We start from the raw sequence: 15,802 nt of genomic DNA, 5'->3' as shown, positions 1-15,802 counted from the left end.
CGATATCTGAATTCTCGTTGTGTTCGCGCCTGCCTCAGAGATTCAGGCGCAGCGACTGGGCCTCAGCGGCCGGATGGATGACGGTCTTTGGCCGCAGGGATGCAGGCCGCTTCTGGGCGCCGAGCTGCTGGTCGAAGTAGAGGATGGTCTTCAGCAGCCCCTCGTGCAGCTTGACGCAGGGCTCCCAGCCGAGTTTCTCGCGGGCTGTCGTCAGGTCCGGCCGGCGCTGCCGCGGATCGTCCTTGGGCAGGGGCTTGAAAACCAGCTTCGAACGCGAGCCGGTCAATTCCAGCACCTGCTGCGCCAGTTCCAGGATGGTGAATTCACCCTCGTTGCCGAGATTGATCGGTCCCGTCACATCCTCGGGAGAATTCATCAGGCGCACCAGGCCATCGACGAGATCATCCACATAGCAAAAGGAGCGGGTCTGATCGCCCTTGCCATAGATGGTGATCGGCTCGCCGCGCAGGGCCTGGACAATGAAGTTCGACACCACGCGGCCATCATTGGGATGCATGCGTGGCCCGTAGGTGTTGAAGATGCGCGCGACCTTGATGCTGACCTGATGCTGGCGGTGATAGTCGAAGAACAGCGACTCGGCGCAGCGCTTGCCCTCGTCGTAGCAGGCGCGGATGCCGTTGGGGTTGACGTGCCCGTGGTAGGACTCGGGCTGGGGGTGCATCTGCGGATCGCCATAGACCTCGCTGGTCGAGGCTTGCAGGACGCGGGAGCGGGTGCGCTTGGCAAGGCCCAGCATGTTCATGGCACCCAGCACGCTGGTCTTGGTGGTCTGGATCGGGTCGTTCTGATAATGCACCGGCGAGGCCGGGCAGGCCAGATTGTAGATTTCGTCCACTTCGACATGCAGGGGAAAGGTTACGTCATGACGCATGAACTCGAAGCAGGGGTGATTCAGCAGTTGCGCCACGTTTTCACGGGTGCCGGTCTGGAAATTGTCCAGGCAGAGGACTTCGTGCCCCTCATTGATCAGGCGTTCGCACAGATGCGATCCCAGAAAGCCTGCCCCACCGGTTACCAGAATTCTTCTTCTTTGGAAGTGCCTCATTGCCTCCTCCACTTACAGGACCATTTCGCAGAAGCACAAAGACGAGACATGTCTTCGGCGCGCAAGGGTGAAACCTGTCCGGCTCGATGCAGTGCGGGTATTCGGATGATGTGAATCCTCCTGATGCCTTGTCATTCCTGCGCGGCACGAACACTGACGGGGATCATGGTCCTTCCAATGTTCAAACCATGCGGATCGGCGGCAAGCGCGGAGATTGGACGTGCCAGGCTTCTGGACGCCAGACCATCTTAGATGCTTGAAAGAAGGATAAGGTGCAGAAAAGCAGGCCGGAATAGGACTAATTGCACCCACTCCGGCCTGGATACTGGGCCTTGGGCCCGAAAAAAACCTTTTCAGAAGGGCGTATTGTCATCCGGCGCATCATCCGCGCCACCTAGAGGCCGGGATTCCCTGCTCACCATCTCCAGCGCCAGATGATGCGCCATCTGCGCGCGGGAGATCAGACTGCCATGCGACCCCGACTCGCCGCACCGGCGCCAGGCCTCATCGAAGGCCCGCAGATAATGTTCGAGCGTCTGCCGGACCGCGGCATCATTATCCAGGTCCGGCGTCAAGGACTGCTTTTCCAGAGTCATCGCGCTTCTCCATGACGCCAGCCGGCACAGCGATCCGGCTGGCTCGAATTCCCTTCAGTGGCTCTGGATACGCAGGCTGTTGTGGATGTGGGTATGTTCGCCCGCCACCCGGGACACCAGCCACTCGGCGCGCTGGCGGTCTTCCCGGCTTTCCACGGCGCCCTGCAGCGTCACTTCGCCATCCTTGACCTGAATCTCGATGTCGCTGGCATCCAGCATGTCGTCATCGTAAAAGGCTTCATCCAGCCTTTCCTTCAGACGTGCGTCGGAGGGTTGATAGCCTTTCGGCCCCTTGCCACGATACCCGCCTCTTGCCGGAATCTGGCGTTCGGCAATGCCGGGCGGGTTGCGCTCCCAACTGTTCCAGGAGCGGTGGGTATCCATGCCGTGGCCACCCGGCTGGGCATCCCGGGCATACATCAGGTCACGGCGCTCGAAGCGCCCGCCATAGGAACTCGGAATGAACTCGATATTGTCCGGATCATAGTCATGCTGCTCGTCATGGGCATTCCTGACTTCGCGTGGCGCATGGCTTCTTGCCTGCGGATCGCGCCAGGGCTTGACCGAACGCTCGTCGTAATTGCCGGGCGTGACCTCCGGCCTTTGCATGTCGGGATGATGCTGACCACGCTGCGTCATTTCTCCCGGGGTATCCTGCCAGCCATATCCTTTCCGGGACTGGTCATTCGCCATATCGACCTCCTTATGTTTATGCAGGGAAATCTCATTCCCTGAAGATGTTCCAGTAAGATTTGGACAGCTACTCTTCGGCTTTGATCAATGTCACGTATCCAACCTTCGGCCGCAGTGGACCTGCCTGCCTGAAGCCTTTTTCCACCACTTCCGTCACGGTCTCTTCCGCTTTGCGGATGTCGGCGCCGTCGGCAAAGGTTTCATAGCGGTGGATGCCGGCCAGCATGCCGCTATGGGTCACCACGCGATAGCTGCGTTCCGGGTCCAGTGGCGAATCGCCCACCGCCACATCGCGGATGCGTTGCCCGCTGGGTCGGCTCAGGTCCACGGTCCAGCGCAGGCCGGCGGTCTGGATCAGGCCGCCCACCGCATCCATGGGATCATCGGGCTTCTGATTGGTGGCACTTTGTTCCAGGATCTCCTGGATCTGCGCGCCGGTCAGCCGCATGGTCACCAGCCTGGAAGGATGCGGCAGCAGGGTGTAGAGCTGCTCGCGGCGGATCGGGCCGGGCATCAGCGAAACGCCATAGCCCACCCCCGGCAGGAAGGCGACCTCTGCCTTGGCATGACGCATCATCATTTCCCCGGCCAGATGATCGAAGGGACTTTCGGATTTATACTGCCTGCCGATGCGCTCCGCCGCCTGACCGATCACCGCCTCCAGTTCGGCTTCATGCGGCTCGCGCATTTGCCTGACCAGTTTCTCGATGGCCGGATCGGGCGGGTATTGATCGCTCCAGAGTACATGACCCTGGCCCTGCACCGAGCTGATCCGGCCCTTTTCCATCGCAACACGCAGTTCACCGAGTACCGCCGAGTCCGACAGTGCCTGCACCATCCAGGTATTGCCGGTCCGCTCGGGGGGCTCGATGAAATCATGGGAATGGGCCCCGACGATGATGTCGATCCCCGGCACCTTGCGCGCCAGCAGGCGGTCCACCTTCGAGCCCTGATGCGAGAGCACCACCACCAAGTCCGCTTTCCTGCGCAACACCGGCACATAGCGCCTGGCGGCCTCGATGCCGCTCTCAAAGCGGAGCGACTCGGTGTTTTTCGGACTGCCGGTCTGCGCGGTGTTGTGATACCCCAGCGCCAGCACGCCCACTTTCAGCCCACCGATTTTGAACACCTGCACCGGCTCACCCAGGAATGGCTTGCCACTGGCCTTGTCGATGACATTGGCGCCGCGCATGGGGAAGCTAGCCAGTTCCTGCAACTTGCGGGTCTGTTCCGCCCCATAATCGAAATCGTGATTGCCCAGCGCCATGTACTGATAGCCCACGGCATTCATCAGGCGGATGGTCGCCTCGCCCTTGGTAATATTTCCCAGCAGGTCGTCGCTGAAGGTGTCCCCACCATGCAACAGCAGGACATTGTCGGCGCCCCGCTCGCGCCGGATCGACTCGATGGCGCTCGCCAGCCGGGCAAAGCCATTGACCTCGCCCTGATGCGGGAAGCTCTGGGGGCTGCGGCCGGGATCGCCGGTCTGGGCCGTGGCGTTGCCTGGCGCCACCGGAAAGGACAGATAGCGGCCATGCGAGTCATTGGTATGCAGAATGGTCACCGTGCCGGTCGCACCACTGGCAGCCAGCGCCACACTCGCACCCGCCAGCAGCAAGGCCCCTCCCAGCAGCGAGGCAAAACGCCTGAAATCTTTCATGAAGCCCCCAGTGCGAGCCCCATCAATGCTTGTCACGGCTGACCAGCTTGTTGAAGCGACTGTCCTCGCCCTTGGCAGTCTTGTCCTGATACAGCAAGGCCAGCTTGTTTTCCTCGAACTTGTCGAAAAACTCATCCCAGGAAATCTCCTCCAGCGAGTCCTTGCCGCTGTACCCCGGAAAATCGATGCGCAGCAATCCGGGATCTTCCTCCGGTTTACTGCCAGTGCCGCGTACCCGCGCCGGATGACCGCCCCGGGACTCGGCCCACTTGCGGATTTCTTCATGGTTTGTGGTGGTCCTGCTTTCCGCACTCATATTCGCCTCCATATTCAAGGCCAGCCTGAACCAGGCTGGCCACTGATCATTGCTCCGCCGCAGCACCTCGCCCGCTCACTCCATCTTGTCGTAGCTTTTCTTTTTTTCCGTCTCCGGCGGCGTGATCATGCTGGCATCACCGGAAGTCGCGCCGCTGCCCATGCCACCCGCCGTACCACTGCCGCTGGCGCCCTGATCAGGCGTGGTGGCGGCATCCGCCGGCGGCGTGCCCAGCCCCATGCTGGACGGCGGCGTGCTCGCCCCTTCACCAGCACTGCTACCGGCGGCACTACCCGATCCCGTACCCTGGCCGGACATGTTCGCCTTCAGGCTTTTCGCCATCATCAGGTGCTCCTGCAGAATCGGCAGGGTCTTGTTGACATACTCCCGCAGGTTCTTGTCCTTGACATTCACCTGGGCCTTTTCGTATTTCTCCACATCCTTCTTGTGGTCCTTCACCATCTCGTCCACATACTTGCGGTCGAACTCCGCGCCCTGCAGCTTCTCCAGCTCCGCATGCATCTGTTTGCCTTCGGCATTCAGCGCATTCGGCCAGTTGACCTTGAGCTTTTCCGCAATGGGCTTGAGCTGATCATTGGCCTTGCTGTGATCCGCCACCATGCGCCTTCCGAAGTCCTTGACCTCGTCGCTGGCAGCCTTTTCCTGGGCCATCCCGCCCACCTGTACCTCCATCAAATTGCCCTGTGCGGCCTTCTTCACGAATTCCACATCCTTGGCGAAACTGAGCGGGGCCAGCGCGAGCAGGCCGACAGCCGTCGCGCCCAGGAGTGCAAATTTCAGTGTCTTGTCGTGCATCATGACTTTTCTCCTTGGCAGTGACTGCGGTTTTCACCCATTCACCACCGTGCCGCCATTGGGATGCAGCACCTGCCCTGACATATAGGAAGCATCCGCCGAAGCCAGGAACACATAGCTCGGTGCCACCTCGTCGGGTTGGCCGGCACGCCCCAGCGGCACGTTCTTGCCAAAACTCTCCACCTTTTCTCCGGGGAAGGTGGACGGAATCAGCGGCGTCCAGATCGGGCCCGGCGCCACACCATTCACCCGAATGCCCTTCTCGGCCAGGTTCATCGACAGCGAGCGGGTAAAGGCCACGATTGCGCCCTTGGTCGAGGAGTAGTCCAGCAGTTCCGGGCTGCCCTTGTAGGCGGTCACCGAGGTCGTGTTGATGATGGAAGCCCCTTCCTTCAGATGAGGCAGGGCGGCCTTGGTCATGAAGAACATGCCAAAGATGTTGGTGCGGAAGGTGCGTTCCAGTTGTTCGGCACTGATCTCCTCCAGGCTTTTTTTCGGGTGCTGCTCGGCGGCATTGTTGACCAGCACGTCCAGACGTCCGAGCGTCTGGACCGTCTGCTCGACTGCCTGGCGACAGAAATTCTCGTCGCCGACGTCGCCCTTGATCAGCGCGCAACGCCGACCCTTCTCCTGTACCAGGCGGCGGGTCTCCTCGGCGTCCTTGTCCTCCTCCAGGTAAACGATGGCGACATCTGCGCCCTCCTTGGCAAAGGCGATGGCAACCGCGCGGCCAATGCCACTGTCACCGCCCGTGATCAGCCCTACCTTGCCCGCCAGCTTGCCGCTGCCGCGATAGCCCGGATCATCGGATTGCGGCCGCGGCTGCATCTCCGACTCATGTCCCGGCGGTTCCTGCTGCTGGGCCGGCTGTCCGGCGGGATGCGCTTGTTCCTGAGACATGTTCCCTCCTGGTCAAAGCAAGACAGGCCGGCGCAAGCAGCCCGGCCCGACGAGATTTCAGAGACGCCCCGTCAACAACAGCACCAGCAATACCAGCAATACGATGCCGCCGAGCCCGCCCACATAGACACTCTTGAGCAGCAGGGCCGCCAGCAACACCGCGATGACCAATCCCACCAGTCCGTAAGTCATGATGTTCTCCTTCTCAATAGAGCCGGTAGTTATAGATCCGGGCGATGGTCGAGGCACCCATCCAGCCGCCCAGAATGGCCATCAAAAGACCAATGGCACTACTGCCGAAGACCACCCAGAGCACCGCAGACGTGGCTTCGGAAGCCTTGTCCACCGCCTGGCGCGCATCCGTGCGCAACTCACTGCCCTGCTGACGCATCTGCACCGCGGCCCCATCGATGATCTGGTTCACCTGCGCCCGGTCCAGCGTGGTATTCGCGGCGAGCGTCTGCTTGGCGGCCTGGGTATCCCCGCGCACCAGGTCCGAGCCAATCGCGCCCAGGGTCTGCTGGTCAAGCTGTCCCAGGGCACGGCGCACCTCGGCCGGGCTCACCTGGCCATTCGGGCCCGCCTGATCGGCCGCCTGCGCCAGGGCCTGACTCAAGCGCTGTGTCATCTCGCTCTGAGCCGTGCCAGCCATCTGCGACACCACGGGATTCTGTGCCGCGCCGCCTGACGCGCCACCAGCCGCTTGCGCGCCCATGCCGGCCGCGCCACTGATCAGGTTCTGACCGGTCTGCAGCAGGTTGCTCAGGCCCATGCTGCCCAGTACCAGCACAGCCAGCGTCACCACGCCCCAGAGCGTCACGCCATGCAGCATACCCACCGCCTTCTCGGGCTTGCCTGCCAGACGTCCTGCCAGGAGCCCCCCCAGAAACATCGAGGCAATCCAGCTCACGAAAATCCAGAAGGCCGCGCCATAGGCCAGTCCCTTGCCGGACACATTGCCATCACTGGCGCCAACGATGCTGAAGCCCAGGGCAGATCCCAGCATGTTCAGCAGCCAGGCTAGGGCAAAGGTGAACACCAGTCCCGCAAAGATTGCTCCCCAGCTGATCTGAGCTGGCTGTCGCTCCTCGGCCAGCACGTCTTCGGTAATCACACTCATGGCAGATCTCCTTGTTATGATTCTTTGGATCGTTGTGATTCTTAGAACAGCTTAGAAAACAGCCAGAACAGGATCAGCAGACTGATAGGTACGCCAAGCAACCAACCGATGATGTAAAGCATGGTGATCTCCTCTTGTTAGGGTATGTGTGTCGTCGCGCAGGAAAATTCCAGCCTCCTGAAAGGTGGCCATTTCGATCACCAGGACGGCCGCCCACTGGATACGACAAGGAAATCTGAAAAGCGTTTTGTGCTCTGGGACCTTCGCCTGAGCGCAAAAAGGGCCGGCATGGGCCGGCCCTGGCGGGTGAATACCTGCTGCCGGCTCAGCTCGTCAGCACCTGCTCGGGATTCATGGTGTGCCGCATCAGATCCTTGGCACGGTCTTCCCCTGCCTGATCCTGGCTTTGCACCAGAACCGCGTAATGGCCATCCTTGACGGCATCCTTGATGATGGATTCGATCTGTCCGCGTCCCATGGCAATGCCCGTGCCGACCCCTGCACCTGCCATCGCACCCCAGGATGCCATCGCAGCAATGGCAATCACCGGCGCGGCAACGAAGAGCGTAGCACCCGCCGCTGTCATGGCCGCCACACCGGCAGCACCGGCTGCGCCGCCGATCGCGCCGCCGACAAGCGCACCTTTTACATGTTCCGTCAGGACCTCTCTCCCGACTTCGTCACTGTCCTTCGCTTCCAGCTTCGCATCGATACCACCATGCGCGGCACCGGCGCCCCCCTGGGGCGAGAGGGATTGCATGCCATCCCCCACTTCCCGCTGGGTGAGACTGTCCTCGGGGCCCAACAAGCTGATTTCACGCTCAGCAATGCCATGCTCGCGCAGATAGCGAACTGCCGCTTCCGCCGCAGGCCTGTCCTGATAGATACCCGCAACCTTGAAAGGGGGCTGATTCATGGAAGACTCCTGATCGTTTGAACTACGCGGCAGCCTGACGCCAGACACTGACGCCAGCAATGCCGGACATGATTCAACGATAAGGAATGGAGAGGTCCCCGACAATCGGACCAAGGGGTGAGAACGCCCCGCTCAGGGGCGTTCCAGGGCCGCATGCACGGCCTGAGAGAAGGTTTTCATTTCAAAAGGCTTCTGGATGAGACCCACTAAGTTGTCACTGCCAAGCTTGCCGACCGCGGTAGATTCATCGTAGCCGCTGCACAGGATCACCTTCACATCCGGACGGATGCGCGATATTTCCCGGTAGGCATCCTCGCCCCCCATGCGCGGCATGGAAAGATCCATGATCACCAGATCGATCTCGCTGGCCCTTTCCCCGAATATCCGCACCGCCTCCACGCCATCGGCCGCCAGGATCACCTGGTATCCCAGACGCTCCAGGATGCGCTGGCCAAGCGAACGCAGAATTTCCTCGTCATCCACGAACATCACCGTATGCGGCCCATGCACCATCTCCGTCGGCCGGCTGATCTCTTCGGGGAAGGGTTTGTCCGAGGCCGGAAGATAGACAGTGAAGGTACTGCCCTCGCCAGGCGTGCTCTCCACCTCGATGCCACCGCGATGGCTCTTGATGATGCCGAGCACCGCCGCCAGCCCCAGCCCGCGTCCCTGATTCTTGGTCGAATAGAACGGTTCGAAGATGCGCTTGATGGTCCTGGCATCCATCCCCGAGCCGGTATCGCTGACCTCGAACAGGGCATAGAGGCCCGGCTCCGGCGGATTGTAGCTCCGGAACTTGCGGGTCTTTTCTTCCGTCAAGGTCACCATGTCGGTCGTAATGGACAGCATGCCACCATCGGGCATGGCCTGACTGGCATTCAGACAGAGATTCATGATCACCTGCTGAATCTGCACCGGATCGGCCTCGACCGGTGGCATGCGCGATTGCAGGGCCTTGCGCACGATGATCGAACGCGGCATCTGCGAGCGCAGGATGGCCAGCATGTCCGTGACCAGGTGATTGATGTTGATCACCTCGGTCATGCGCTTGCCATTGCCGGCATAGGCCAGCAGTTCCTTGGTCAGGCCCGAGGCGCGCAGGGCCGCCTTGATGATGGTCTGCAGATCCTCATGGGCCACATGGCCCTCGGGCAGGCTTTCACGACCCAGCTCGGCACTGCTCAGGATGCTGGTCAGCAAGTTGTTGAAGTCATGCGCAATGCCACCCGCCAGCAGGCCGATGCTCTCCATCTTCTGCGAATGATAGAGCTGCTCCTGCAACTGCAGACGCGTCTCTTCCGCCCTCTTGCGCTCGGTGATGTCACGACCGATGGACACCCAGTGGGTGACCCGCCCCTCGGCATCGGCCATCGGCGACATGTCCAGTTCCTGCCAGAAAGTCTTGCCGTCCTTGGTATAGCACAGCAATTCCTCACGCACCGGCTTGAGCTTTTTCATGGCACGCGCCATGCGCTCCAGCACCGCCCGATCGGTCTCCGGCCCCTCGAAGCTCAGCGGCGGGCCACCCACCAGCTCCTCGGGGGTATAGCCGGTACGGCGATGACAGGCCTCATTGACGAACACCACCCGGGGCTGGCCATCGGCCTCGACGGATGCCAGCTCGGTGATCATGACGATGTCATTGAGGTGCTCCACCGATTTTTCCAGCAGGCGCAGCTGTTCCTCCAGCGCCTCGCGCTGCCGCCTTTCCTCGCTCTGCTGCAGGGCGCGGCGCACGCTGGGCACCAGGCGCGACATGCGCTGCTTGAGCACGTAGTCCGTCGCTCCGCTCTTCAGCGTCTCGATGGCCACTTCCTCGCCCATGGCGCCGCTGAGGATGATGAAAGGCACGTTCGGCCACATCTCGCGCGCGATCGCCAGAGCGCTGATGCCATCGAAGGACGGCAGGGTATAGTCGGCCAGAATGATGTCGTAGCCCCCCCGCTCCATCGCCTCGACGTAACTCGCGCGCGTCTCGACACGGGTGATCTCGTTGGCGATACCGTCGGCACTCAGCGTCCACTGGACCAGATCCGCATCCAGCGGATTATCCTCCAGGTACAGCACTTTCAAGGGTTCGGTCATAGACACAACTTTAAATGACAGGGAAGCCTTCCGGGCCTGGGGATTGCGCCCTGGGCTTGCAGATGAAAACAGCCGATTCGGCAGCTTGTGCCGCCCGTGAGCCAGCCAGGCTCTGGGCGGCCGCACCCGGCATACCGGAGCGAAGGCTGAGCGCAACGGACAATTGCATCAAGTGGGAAAGATATAGTGAAAGAACTCGGCGCGGCTGGAAACCCCACATTTTTCATAGATTCTGCTGATGTGCTGCTTCAGGGTTTTCTCACTGTTGCCGGTGACCGAGGCCATTTCCTGGGTGGACAGGCCCTTGAGCAGGAGCCGCGCCACCTCGCGTTCCTTTTCCGTGAGACTTTCATGGGCCAGGGCACGTTCGCGCAGCCCCACCAGTCCGCGCGGCTCTTCCCAGATGCGGTCCAGGATGCGCTTGAGTTCCGCGGCCCGGAAGGGCTTTTCCAGCAGATAGGAAGCGCCATGATTCAGGGCAACCTTCACCCGGTCGAGATCGGCGAATGAGGTCACCACCACCACCGGGGCGATCATGCCCGCCTTCTCGATCTCCTTGACGATCTCCAGCCCCTCCGGCTGACCGGCACCGAGCACGATGTCGGTCACCACCGCGTCATACACCCTTTCCTTGAGATGCTGTCGGGCTTCTTCCACGCTGGTCACCCAGCGGGTTTCGATGTTATATCCCTGCAATGCCTGGGACAAAGTCTGGGCAGCAACCGCTTCATCCTCGATGAGCAATACCTGTCTCGCTGTCATAATGTCCCTTCCAGTCGAATACGAAAATGAGTTCCCGAGTCGGATGTGTTCTGCAGCATCAGTTCCCCACCACCAGCACGCGTCAGCGCATGGGCAATGGCCAATCCCAGCCCCATGCCAGTGGGGCTTTGCGATACCAGCGGCTCAAAGGGCGCCCGGGCGACTTCCGGCGGCAAGCCCGGCCCGGAATCCTGTACCGAAAGCCAGACCACCCCTTTCTCCCGACTGGCGCTGAGCCAGAGCCGTCTGGGCTTGTCCTGCGGCTGACGGGCCAGGATCTCCAGACAATTGAGCATCAGATGCTCCAGTGCCTGAACCAGGAAACCCGGATTGCTCTTTACCACCAGATCATCCAGGCAGTTCATTCCCACGGCCACATCCATTTCCAGGGCCTGGGGCTGTATCAGCCCGATGGTCTCGTTCAGCACCTGGGCCAGACGGACAGGCGGAGTGCCGGCACCCTCGCCAGCGAACTCGGGCAACTGTTCCATGACACGCCGGATGCGGGCATGAACACGCTCCAGTTGCTCCAGCACCTGATCCCGAACCTCAAGCGCATTACCCCCCTGCCCGTCCAGTGACTCCAGCAGCAGGGTCGCATTGTGAAGCGGATTGCGGATGTCATGCAGCACGGCAGCAAGGGAAACCCATAGCGCTTGCCGATCGGCCTCGGCCCGCTTACGGCTCATGAGCTTGTTCACTTATCCATCCTTGATTTTCCAGGGTGCAGCGCCTTCCTGACCGCAATGGCCTGAATTGATGTCGCAGATCCACCCCGCCTCCCAAGACAGCTTCTTCCACATGGCCACTATAAGCGGTCGCCCGACAGCTGTAATGATCACCTTTGCCCTATTGACATGCATGTTATGGCTGAAAACCTTGCAAATCAAAGAAATGCCTGAAATCCGGATGCGCCGAAAGGCGGATCTGGACGGGGAACTTTTGGGCCATGAGACCTCCACGCCAAAGCATGCGAAACCTCCACCGATTATACACCTGGAAGCAGCAAGCGCGCTGGCGGTTCACAAGGCAGGCCCGAACACGTAGAATGCCTGTCCCGAAACAGGAGAATGCCCATGCGACCCAGCGGCCGAGCCTTAGACGCCTTGCGCGAGATCCAGATCACCCGCCATTTCACCAAACATGCGGAAGGATCCGTGCTGATCGCCTTTGGCGACACCCAGGTACTTTGCACCGCCAGCGTGGAAGAGAAGGTGCCGCCCTTCCTGCGCGGCAAGAACCAGGGCTGGCTGACGGCAGAATACAGCATGCTGCCACGCGCAACGCGTGAGCGCTGCAGCCGCGAGTCCACGCAGGGCCGCGTGGGTGGGCGCACTCACGAGATCCAGCGGCTCATCGGCCGCGCCCTGCGCTCCGTCATCAATCTCGAAGCCCTCGGCGACCGCACCATCTGGATCGACTGCGATGTGCTCCAGGCCGATGGCGGCACCCGCACCGCCAGCATCACCGGCGCCTTCGTCGCCATGGCCGATGCCCTGATGGTGCTCAAGCAGCGCGGCCTGATCCGCCAGTCCCCCCTGCGCGACTTCCTCGCCGCCGTCTCGGTGGGCATCGTCAACGGCCAGCCGGTGCTGGATCTCGACTATGCCGAGGACAGCAAGGCGGAAGTGGACATGAACGTGGTCATGACCGGCAGTGGCAAGTACATCGAAGTGCAGGGCACCGCCGAAGGGCAGGCCTTCAGCCATGATGAGTTGCTGGCCATGACCGAACTGGCCCGCCAGGGCATCGAAACCCTGATTGCCAAGCAGCGCACCGCGCTGGGCATGACCTGAATGGAACTGGTGCTGGCCACCGGCAACGCCGGCAAGGTGGCCGAGCTCGCGCCACTGCTCGCGCCACTGGGCATCCGCCTGCGCCCGCAAAGCGACTTCGGCGTTTCCGAAGCGGTCGAAAGCGGGCTTTCCTTCGCGGAAAACGCCCTGATCAAGGCGCGCCACGCCAGCCGCCGCGCGGGCCTGCCGGCACTGGCCGACGATTCCGGGCTCTGCGTGGACGCACTCGACGGCGCGCCGGGCATCTATTCCGCCAGGTATGCCGGACCCAGGGCGGGGGCCAGCGCCAACAACGAGAAATTGCTGCAGGCATTGATGGGCATCCCGGCCGGAAAGCGCGGGGCGCACTTTCATGCCACCCTGGCTTTCGTGCGTCATGCCAATGACCAGGAACCGCTGCTTGCAGAAGGACGCTGGTTCGGCACCATCCTGGATTCACCTCAGGGCGAGGGCGGCTTCGGCTACGACCCCCTGTTTTTCGTGCCGGAGTATGGCTGCAGTGCAGCGCAACTGGTACCGGGCATCAAGAACCGCGTCAGCCACCGCGGCCAGGCAGTGGCGCGATTCCTGTCACTGTTTCAGGAAAGACTCCGGACCGGCGAACTCAAACCCGGTATCTAAAGCGCCAGTCGTAAAAAAACCTGGCGCTAGTGCGCCAGGCCAGATTGGAGCAAAGTATCGCAATAAAGGGCTAATCCGGATTAGGGCCTTCGGCCTTGTTCTCCAGCACCTTGCCCGTGGCGGCATCTACCCCTACCTCCTGGGTTACTTTGCCGCGCCGGATGTCAAAGGAATACCGCAAGCCACTGCCGCCCTTCTCCTTCTCAAGTTCTTCAGCAACAATATTACCGGTGTAGGCATTCAGGGCAATCTTGCGAGCTTCCTGTAGCTTGACCTGCGCTGTTTTTTCATATTGCTGGCCATCATAGGCCTGGGCGACAGCACTGCTGCCAACCAGAACGGCGGCAACGCTGAGGGTGGAAACCAGCTGACTGAGTCTGATCTTCATAAGTCACTCCTTAAGTCCACCCACAATGGGTGGTATGAGAAGAGTTTAGAAAGATCAGCTTAACCCGTGCTTAAGCCCCAGCGCCGGCTTACCACCGTCTCGATCCCAAGCTGATCGAGGATGCGCGCCACCACGAAATCCACCAGATCATCCAGGCCCTGGGGCCGGTAATAGAACCCCGGACTGGCGGGCAGGATCACCGCGCCCAGCCGCGCGAGCTTGAGCATGTTCTCCAGATGGATCACCGAGACCGGCGCCTCGCGCGGCACGATGACGAGCTTGCGCTGTTCCTTGATGACCACGTCGGCGGCGCGTTCCAGCAGGTTATTGCAGAGTCCGTGCGCCACCGCCGCGAGCGTGCCGCCGGAGCAGGGACAGATCACCATGGCCTCCGGGGCGCTGGAGCCCGAGGCCACCGGCGCGAACCAGTCATTCTTGGCAAAGACCTGCAACTGCCCTGGTGCCGCGCCATAACGTTCCCCAAGCAGGCCGGCAGTAGCGGCCGGGTCCGGGGGCAGCTCCAGGCCGGTCTCTTCCTTCATCACGATACGCCCGGCATCCGAAACCATCAGGAAGACCGGCCGGCCGACCGCAATCAAAAGTTCCAGCAGGCGCAGGGCATAGGGCGCTCCCGAGGCCCCGGTGATGGCCAGCGCGATCGGCCTGCCGTTCACGCCTCACCCACGCGGGCGCGCAGGGCGCCGAGCAATTTCTCGTGCAGGCCGCCAAAGCCGCCATTGCTCATGATCAGCACCTGGTCCCCCGGCCTTGCCTCATCAAGGATCGCGTCCTGCAGGGCATCGAGATCAGCAAAAACCAGCGCGTGCCCCGCCAGACTACCGGCCACATCCCAGCCAAGCTCCGCCGGGCCATAGACGAAGGCTAGATCCGCACACTGCAGTGAGGGCCCGAGGCTCGCCTTGTGCACGCCCAGCTTCATGGTGTTGGAGCGCGGCTCGAGCACCGCCAGGATGCGCGCCGAACCCACCCGCGCACGCAGGCCCGCCAGAGTGGTCTCGATGGCAGTCGGGTGATGGGCAAAGTCGTCATACACCCGCACCCCATTCACCTCACCGCGCAGCTCCATGCGCCGCTTGACACTCCTGAAGCGCCCGAGTGCGGCGAGACTGGCCGCCACCGGCACCCCGGCATGGCGAGCCGCCGCGATCACCGCCAGGGCGTTCTGGACATTGTGCCTACCGAGCATGTCCCAGCGCACCTCGCCCACCATGCGGCCGTTTTCCATGACCCGGAAATGGCTGCCGTCGGCAGCGATCAGCTCCGCCGTCCACTGGCCGCCCGCTCCAAAGCCCTCCACCGGGGTCCAGGTGCCGCGCACCAGCACGCGCTGCAAATTGCCATCCTCGGCATTGCTTACGATCAGGCCCTGGCCCGGAATGGTGCGCACCAGATGGTGAAACTGCGTCTCGATGGCAGCCAGATCAGGATAGATGTCGGCGTGGTCATATTCGAGATTGTTGAGGATGGCGGTGCGTGGCCGGTAATGCACGAACTTGGCGCGCTTGTCGAAAAAGGCGGTGTCGTATTCGTCGGCCTCGACCACGAAGAAGGGTGTATCGGTATTGCGGGCCGAAACGCCGAAGTTGGCCGGCAAACCGCCAATCAGAAAGCCGGGATTGAGTCCGGCGTCCTCCAGCACCCAGGCCAGCATGCTCGAGGTCGTGGTCTTGCCATGCGTGCCGGCAACCGCCAGTACCCATTTGTCCTGCAAGTAGTGCCGCGCCAGCCACTCCGGGCCTGAGACATAGGGCAGGCCCTGGTTCAGCACGGCCTCGAGCTCGGGATTGCCGCGCGAGATGGCATTGCCGACCACCACCAGATCCGGCCTCGGCGAGAGGTTTTCCGGGAGATAGCCGCTCAGAAGCTGGATGTCCTGGCTTTCGAGATAGGTGCTCATGGGTGGGTAGACATTGACATCCGAGCCCGTGACCCGGTGACCGGCCTGTTGCGCCAGCACGGCAATGCCGCCCATAAAGGTGCCGCAGATGCCGAGAATGTGGATATGCATCGTCAATTCCTCAAAGGACCGCCGTGTAAACGGCAACC

Annotated in this window: 18 protein-coding genes; 2 read left to right on the top strand and 16 right to left on the bottom strand. The window is 61.8% G+C overall.

What is annotated here, in order from left to right; genetic code table 11:
• Positions 1-34: 34 nt before the first annotated feature.
• The 13 genes from WOB96_RS13340 to WOB96_RS13280 all read right to left on the bottom strand — a co-directional run bounded on the left by WOB96_RS13340 (position 35) and on the right by WOB96_RS13280 (position 11,631).
• Complete coding sequence (locus tag WOB96_RS13340) at positions 35-1,066, bottom strand: UDP-glucuronic acid decarboxylase family protein (protein ID WP_341371792.1); 1,032 nt, start codon at positions 1,064-1,066, stop codon at positions 35-37.
• A gap of 353 nt (positions 1,067-1,419) precedes the next feature.
• Complete coding sequence (locus WOB96_RS13335) at positions 1,420-1,662, bottom strand: hypothetical protein (protein WP_341371791.1); 243 nt, start codon at positions 1,660-1,662, stop codon at positions 1,420-1,422.
• A gap of 54 nt (positions 1,663-1,716) precedes the next feature.
• Positions 1,717-2,355: a BON domain-containing protein gene (locus WOB96_RS13330; protein ID WP_341371790.1), complete on the bottom strand. Its 639-nt coding sequence runs from the start codon at positions 2,353-2,355 to the stop codon at positions 1,717-1,719.
• Positions 2,356-2,422: 67 nt separating this feature from the next.
• Positions 2,423-4,015, bottom strand: coding sequence for a bifunctional metallophosphatase/5'-nucleotidase (locus WOB96_RS13325; protein ID WP_341371789.1), 1,593 nt, complete (start codon positions 4,013-4,015; stop codon positions 2,423-2,425).
• A gap of 22 nt (positions 4,016-4,037) precedes the next feature.
• Complete coding sequence (locus tag WOB96_RS13320; RefSeq protein ID WP_341371788.1) at positions 4,038-4,331, bottom strand: hypothetical protein; 294 nt, start codon at positions 4,329-4,331, stop codon at positions 4,038-4,040.
• 75 nt (positions 4,332-4,406) lie between these two features.
• Entirely contained in the window at positions 4,407-5,150 is a 744-nt protein-coding gene (locus tag WOB96_RS13315) for a DUF4142 domain-containing protein (protein WP_341371787.1), read from the bottom strand.
• Between the two features lie 30 nt (positions 5,151-5,180).
• The gene (locus WOB96_RS13310) at positions 5,181-6,047 is read right to left on the bottom strand and encodes an SDR family oxidoreductase (RefSeq protein ID WP_341371786.1); all 867 of its coding nucleotides are present in this window, start codon (positions 6,045-6,047) and stop codon (positions 5,181-5,183) included.
• A gap of 57 nt (positions 6,048-6,104) precedes the next feature.
• Positions 6,105-6,239: a hypothetical protein gene (locus WOB96_RS13305; protein WP_341371785.1), complete on the bottom strand. Its 135-nt coding sequence runs from the start codon at positions 6,237-6,239 to the stop codon at positions 6,105-6,107.
• A gap of 13 nt (positions 6,240-6,252) precedes the next feature.
• Entirely contained in the window at positions 6,253-7,167 is a 915-nt protein-coding gene (locus WOB96_RS13300; RefSeq protein WP_341371784.1) for a hypothetical protein, read from the bottom strand.
• 325 nt (positions 7,168-7,492) lie between these two features.
• Positions 7,493-8,083 (bottom strand): hypothetical protein, encoded by a 591-nt coding sequence (locus WOB96_RS13295; protein ID WP_341371783.1) that lies wholly within the window; start codon positions 8,081-8,083, stop codon positions 7,493-7,495.
• Positions 8,084-8,215: 132 nt separating this feature from the next.
• Positions 8,216-10,168 (bottom strand): hybrid sensor histidine kinase/response regulator, encoded by a 1,953-nt coding sequence (locus WOB96_RS13290; RefSeq protein WP_341371782.1) that lies wholly within the window; start codon positions 10,166-10,168, stop codon positions 8,216-8,218.
• A gap of 168 nt (positions 10,169-10,336) precedes the next feature.
• Positions 10,337-10,930 carry a response regulator transcription factor gene (locus WOB96_RS13285; RefSeq protein WP_341371781.1) on the bottom strand — a complete coding sequence of 198 codons (594 nt, stop codon included), beginning with the start codon at positions 10,928-10,930 and terminating at the stop codon, positions 10,337-10,339.
• Positions 10,927-11,631 carry an ATP-binding protein gene (locus tag WOB96_RS13280; protein WP_341371780.1) on the bottom strand — a complete coding sequence of 235 codons (705 nt, stop codon included), beginning with the start codon at positions 11,629-11,631 and terminating at the stop codon, positions 10,927-10,929. The genes WOB96_RS13285 and WOB96_RS13280 overlap by 4 nt, the downstream gene beginning before the upstream one ends.
• A gap of 375 nt (positions 11,632-12,006) precedes the next feature.
• Between WOB96_RS13280 and rph the strand changes: the two genes are divergently transcribed.
• Positions 12,007-12,726, top strand: a complete 720-nt coding sequence (gene rph / locus WOB96_RS13275) for a ribonuclease PH (RefSeq protein ID WP_341371779.1) — start codon at positions 12,007-12,009, stop codon at positions 12,724-12,726.
• Positions 12,727-13,347, top strand: a complete 621-nt coding sequence (gene rdgB / locus WOB96_RS13270) for an RdgB/HAM1 family non-canonical purine NTP pyrophosphatase (protein ID WP_341371778.1) — start codon at positions 12,727-12,729, stop codon at positions 13,345-13,347. It abuts the gene before it with no gap.
• A gap of 70 nt (positions 13,348-13,417) precedes the next feature.
• Here the strand turns inward: rdgB and WOB96_RS13265 are convergent, their stop codons facing one another.
• The 3 genes from WOB96_RS13265 to mpl are packed head-to-tail and all read right to left on the bottom strand — an operon-like array spanning position 13,418 to position 15,764.
• Complete coding sequence (locus WOB96_RS13265; RefSeq protein WP_341371777.1) at positions 13,418-13,735, bottom strand: PepSY domain-containing protein; 318 nt, start codon at positions 13,733-13,735, stop codon at positions 13,418-13,420.
• Between the two features lie 59 nt (positions 13,736-13,794).
• Positions 13,795-14,409, bottom strand: coding sequence for a flavin prenyltransferase UbiX (locus WOB96_RS13260; protein ID WP_341371776.1), 615 nt, complete (start codon positions 14,407-14,409; stop codon positions 13,795-13,797).
• Positions 14,406-15,764: a UDP-N-acetylmuramate:L-alanyl-gamma-D-glutamyl-meso-diaminopimelate ligase gene (gene mpl / locus WOB96_RS13255; RefSeq protein WP_341371775.1), complete on the bottom strand. Its 1,359-nt coding sequence runs from the start codon at positions 15,762-15,764 to the stop codon at positions 14,406-14,408. Before mpl ends, WOB96_RS13260 begins: the two co-directional genes overlap by 4 nt.
• Between the last annotated feature and the right edge of the window lie 38 nt (positions 15,765-15,802).

Origin of the sequence: Thermithiobacillus plumbiphilus (assembly GCF_038070005.1) — a bacterium.
In the GTDB taxonomy this organism is placed as follows: Bacteria; Pseudomonadota; Gammaproteobacteria; order Acidithiobacillales; family Thermithiobacillaceae; genus JBBPCO01.
This window is presented reverse-complemented; position numbering and strand designations above follow the sequence as displayed.

Bases quoted from the DNA above. Each gene is read 5' to 3' on its own strand.
- WOB96_RS13340 (WP_341371792.1), bottom strand. From the start codon at position 1,066: ATGAGGCACTTCCAAAGAAGAAGAATTCTGGTAACCGGTGGGGCAGGC.
- WOB96_RS13335 (WP_341371791.1), bottom strand. From the start codon at position 1,662: ATGACTCTGGAAAAGCAGTCCTTGACGCCGGACCTGGATAATGATGCC.
- WOB96_RS13330 (WP_341371790.1), bottom strand. From the start codon at position 2,355: ATGGCGAATGACCAGTCCCGGAAAGGATATGGCTGGCAGGATACCCCG.
- WOB96_RS13325 (WP_341371789.1), bottom strand. From the start codon at position 4,015: ATGAAAGATTTCAGGCGTTTTGCCTCGCTGCTGGGAGGGGCCTTGCTG.
- WOB96_RS13320 (WP_341371788.1), bottom strand. From the start codon at position 4,331: ATGAGTGCGGAAAGCAGGACCACCACAAACCATGAAGAAATCCGCAAG.
- WOB96_RS13315 (WP_341371787.1), bottom strand. From the start codon at position 5,150: ATGATGCACGACAAGACACTGAAATTTGCACTCCTGGGCGCGACGGCT.
- WOB96_RS13310 (WP_341371786.1), bottom strand. From the start codon at position 6,047: ATGTCTCAGGAACAAGCGCATCCCGCCGGACAGCCGGCCCAGCAGCAG.
- WOB96_RS13305 (WP_341371785.1), bottom strand. From the start codon at position 6,239: ATGACTTACGGACTGGTGGGATTGGTCATCGCGGTGTTGCTGGCGGCC.
- WOB96_RS13300 (WP_341371784.1), bottom strand. From the start codon at position 7,167: ATGAGTGTGATTACCGAAGACGTGCTGGCCGAGGAGCGACAGCCAGCT.
- WOB96_RS13295 (WP_341371783.1), bottom strand. From the start codon at position 8,083: ATGAATCAGCCCCCTTTCAAGGTTGCGGGTATCTATCAGGACAGGCCT.
- WOB96_RS13290 (WP_341371782.1), bottom strand. From the start codon at position 10,168: ATGACCGAACCCTTGAAAGTGCTGTACCTGGAGGATAATCCGCTGGAT.
- WOB96_RS13285 (WP_341371781.1), bottom strand. From the start codon at position 10,930: ATGACAGCGAGACAGGTATTGCTCATCGAGGATGAAGCGGTTGCTGCC.
- rph (WP_341371779.1), top strand. From the start codon at position 12,007: ATGCGACCCAGCGGCCGAGCCTTAGACGCCTTGCGCGAGATCCAGATC.
- rdgB (WP_341371778.1), top strand. From the start codon at position 12,727: ATGGAACTGGTGCTGGCCACCGGCAACGCCGGCAAGGTGGCCGAGCTC.
- WOB96_RS13265 (WP_341371777.1), bottom strand. From the start codon at position 13,735: ATGAAGATCAGACTCAGTCAGCTGGTTTCCACCCTCAGCGTTGCCGCC.
- mpl (WP_341371775.1), bottom strand. From the start codon at position 15,764: ATGCATATCCACATTCTCGGCATCTGCGGCACCTTTATGGGCGGCATT.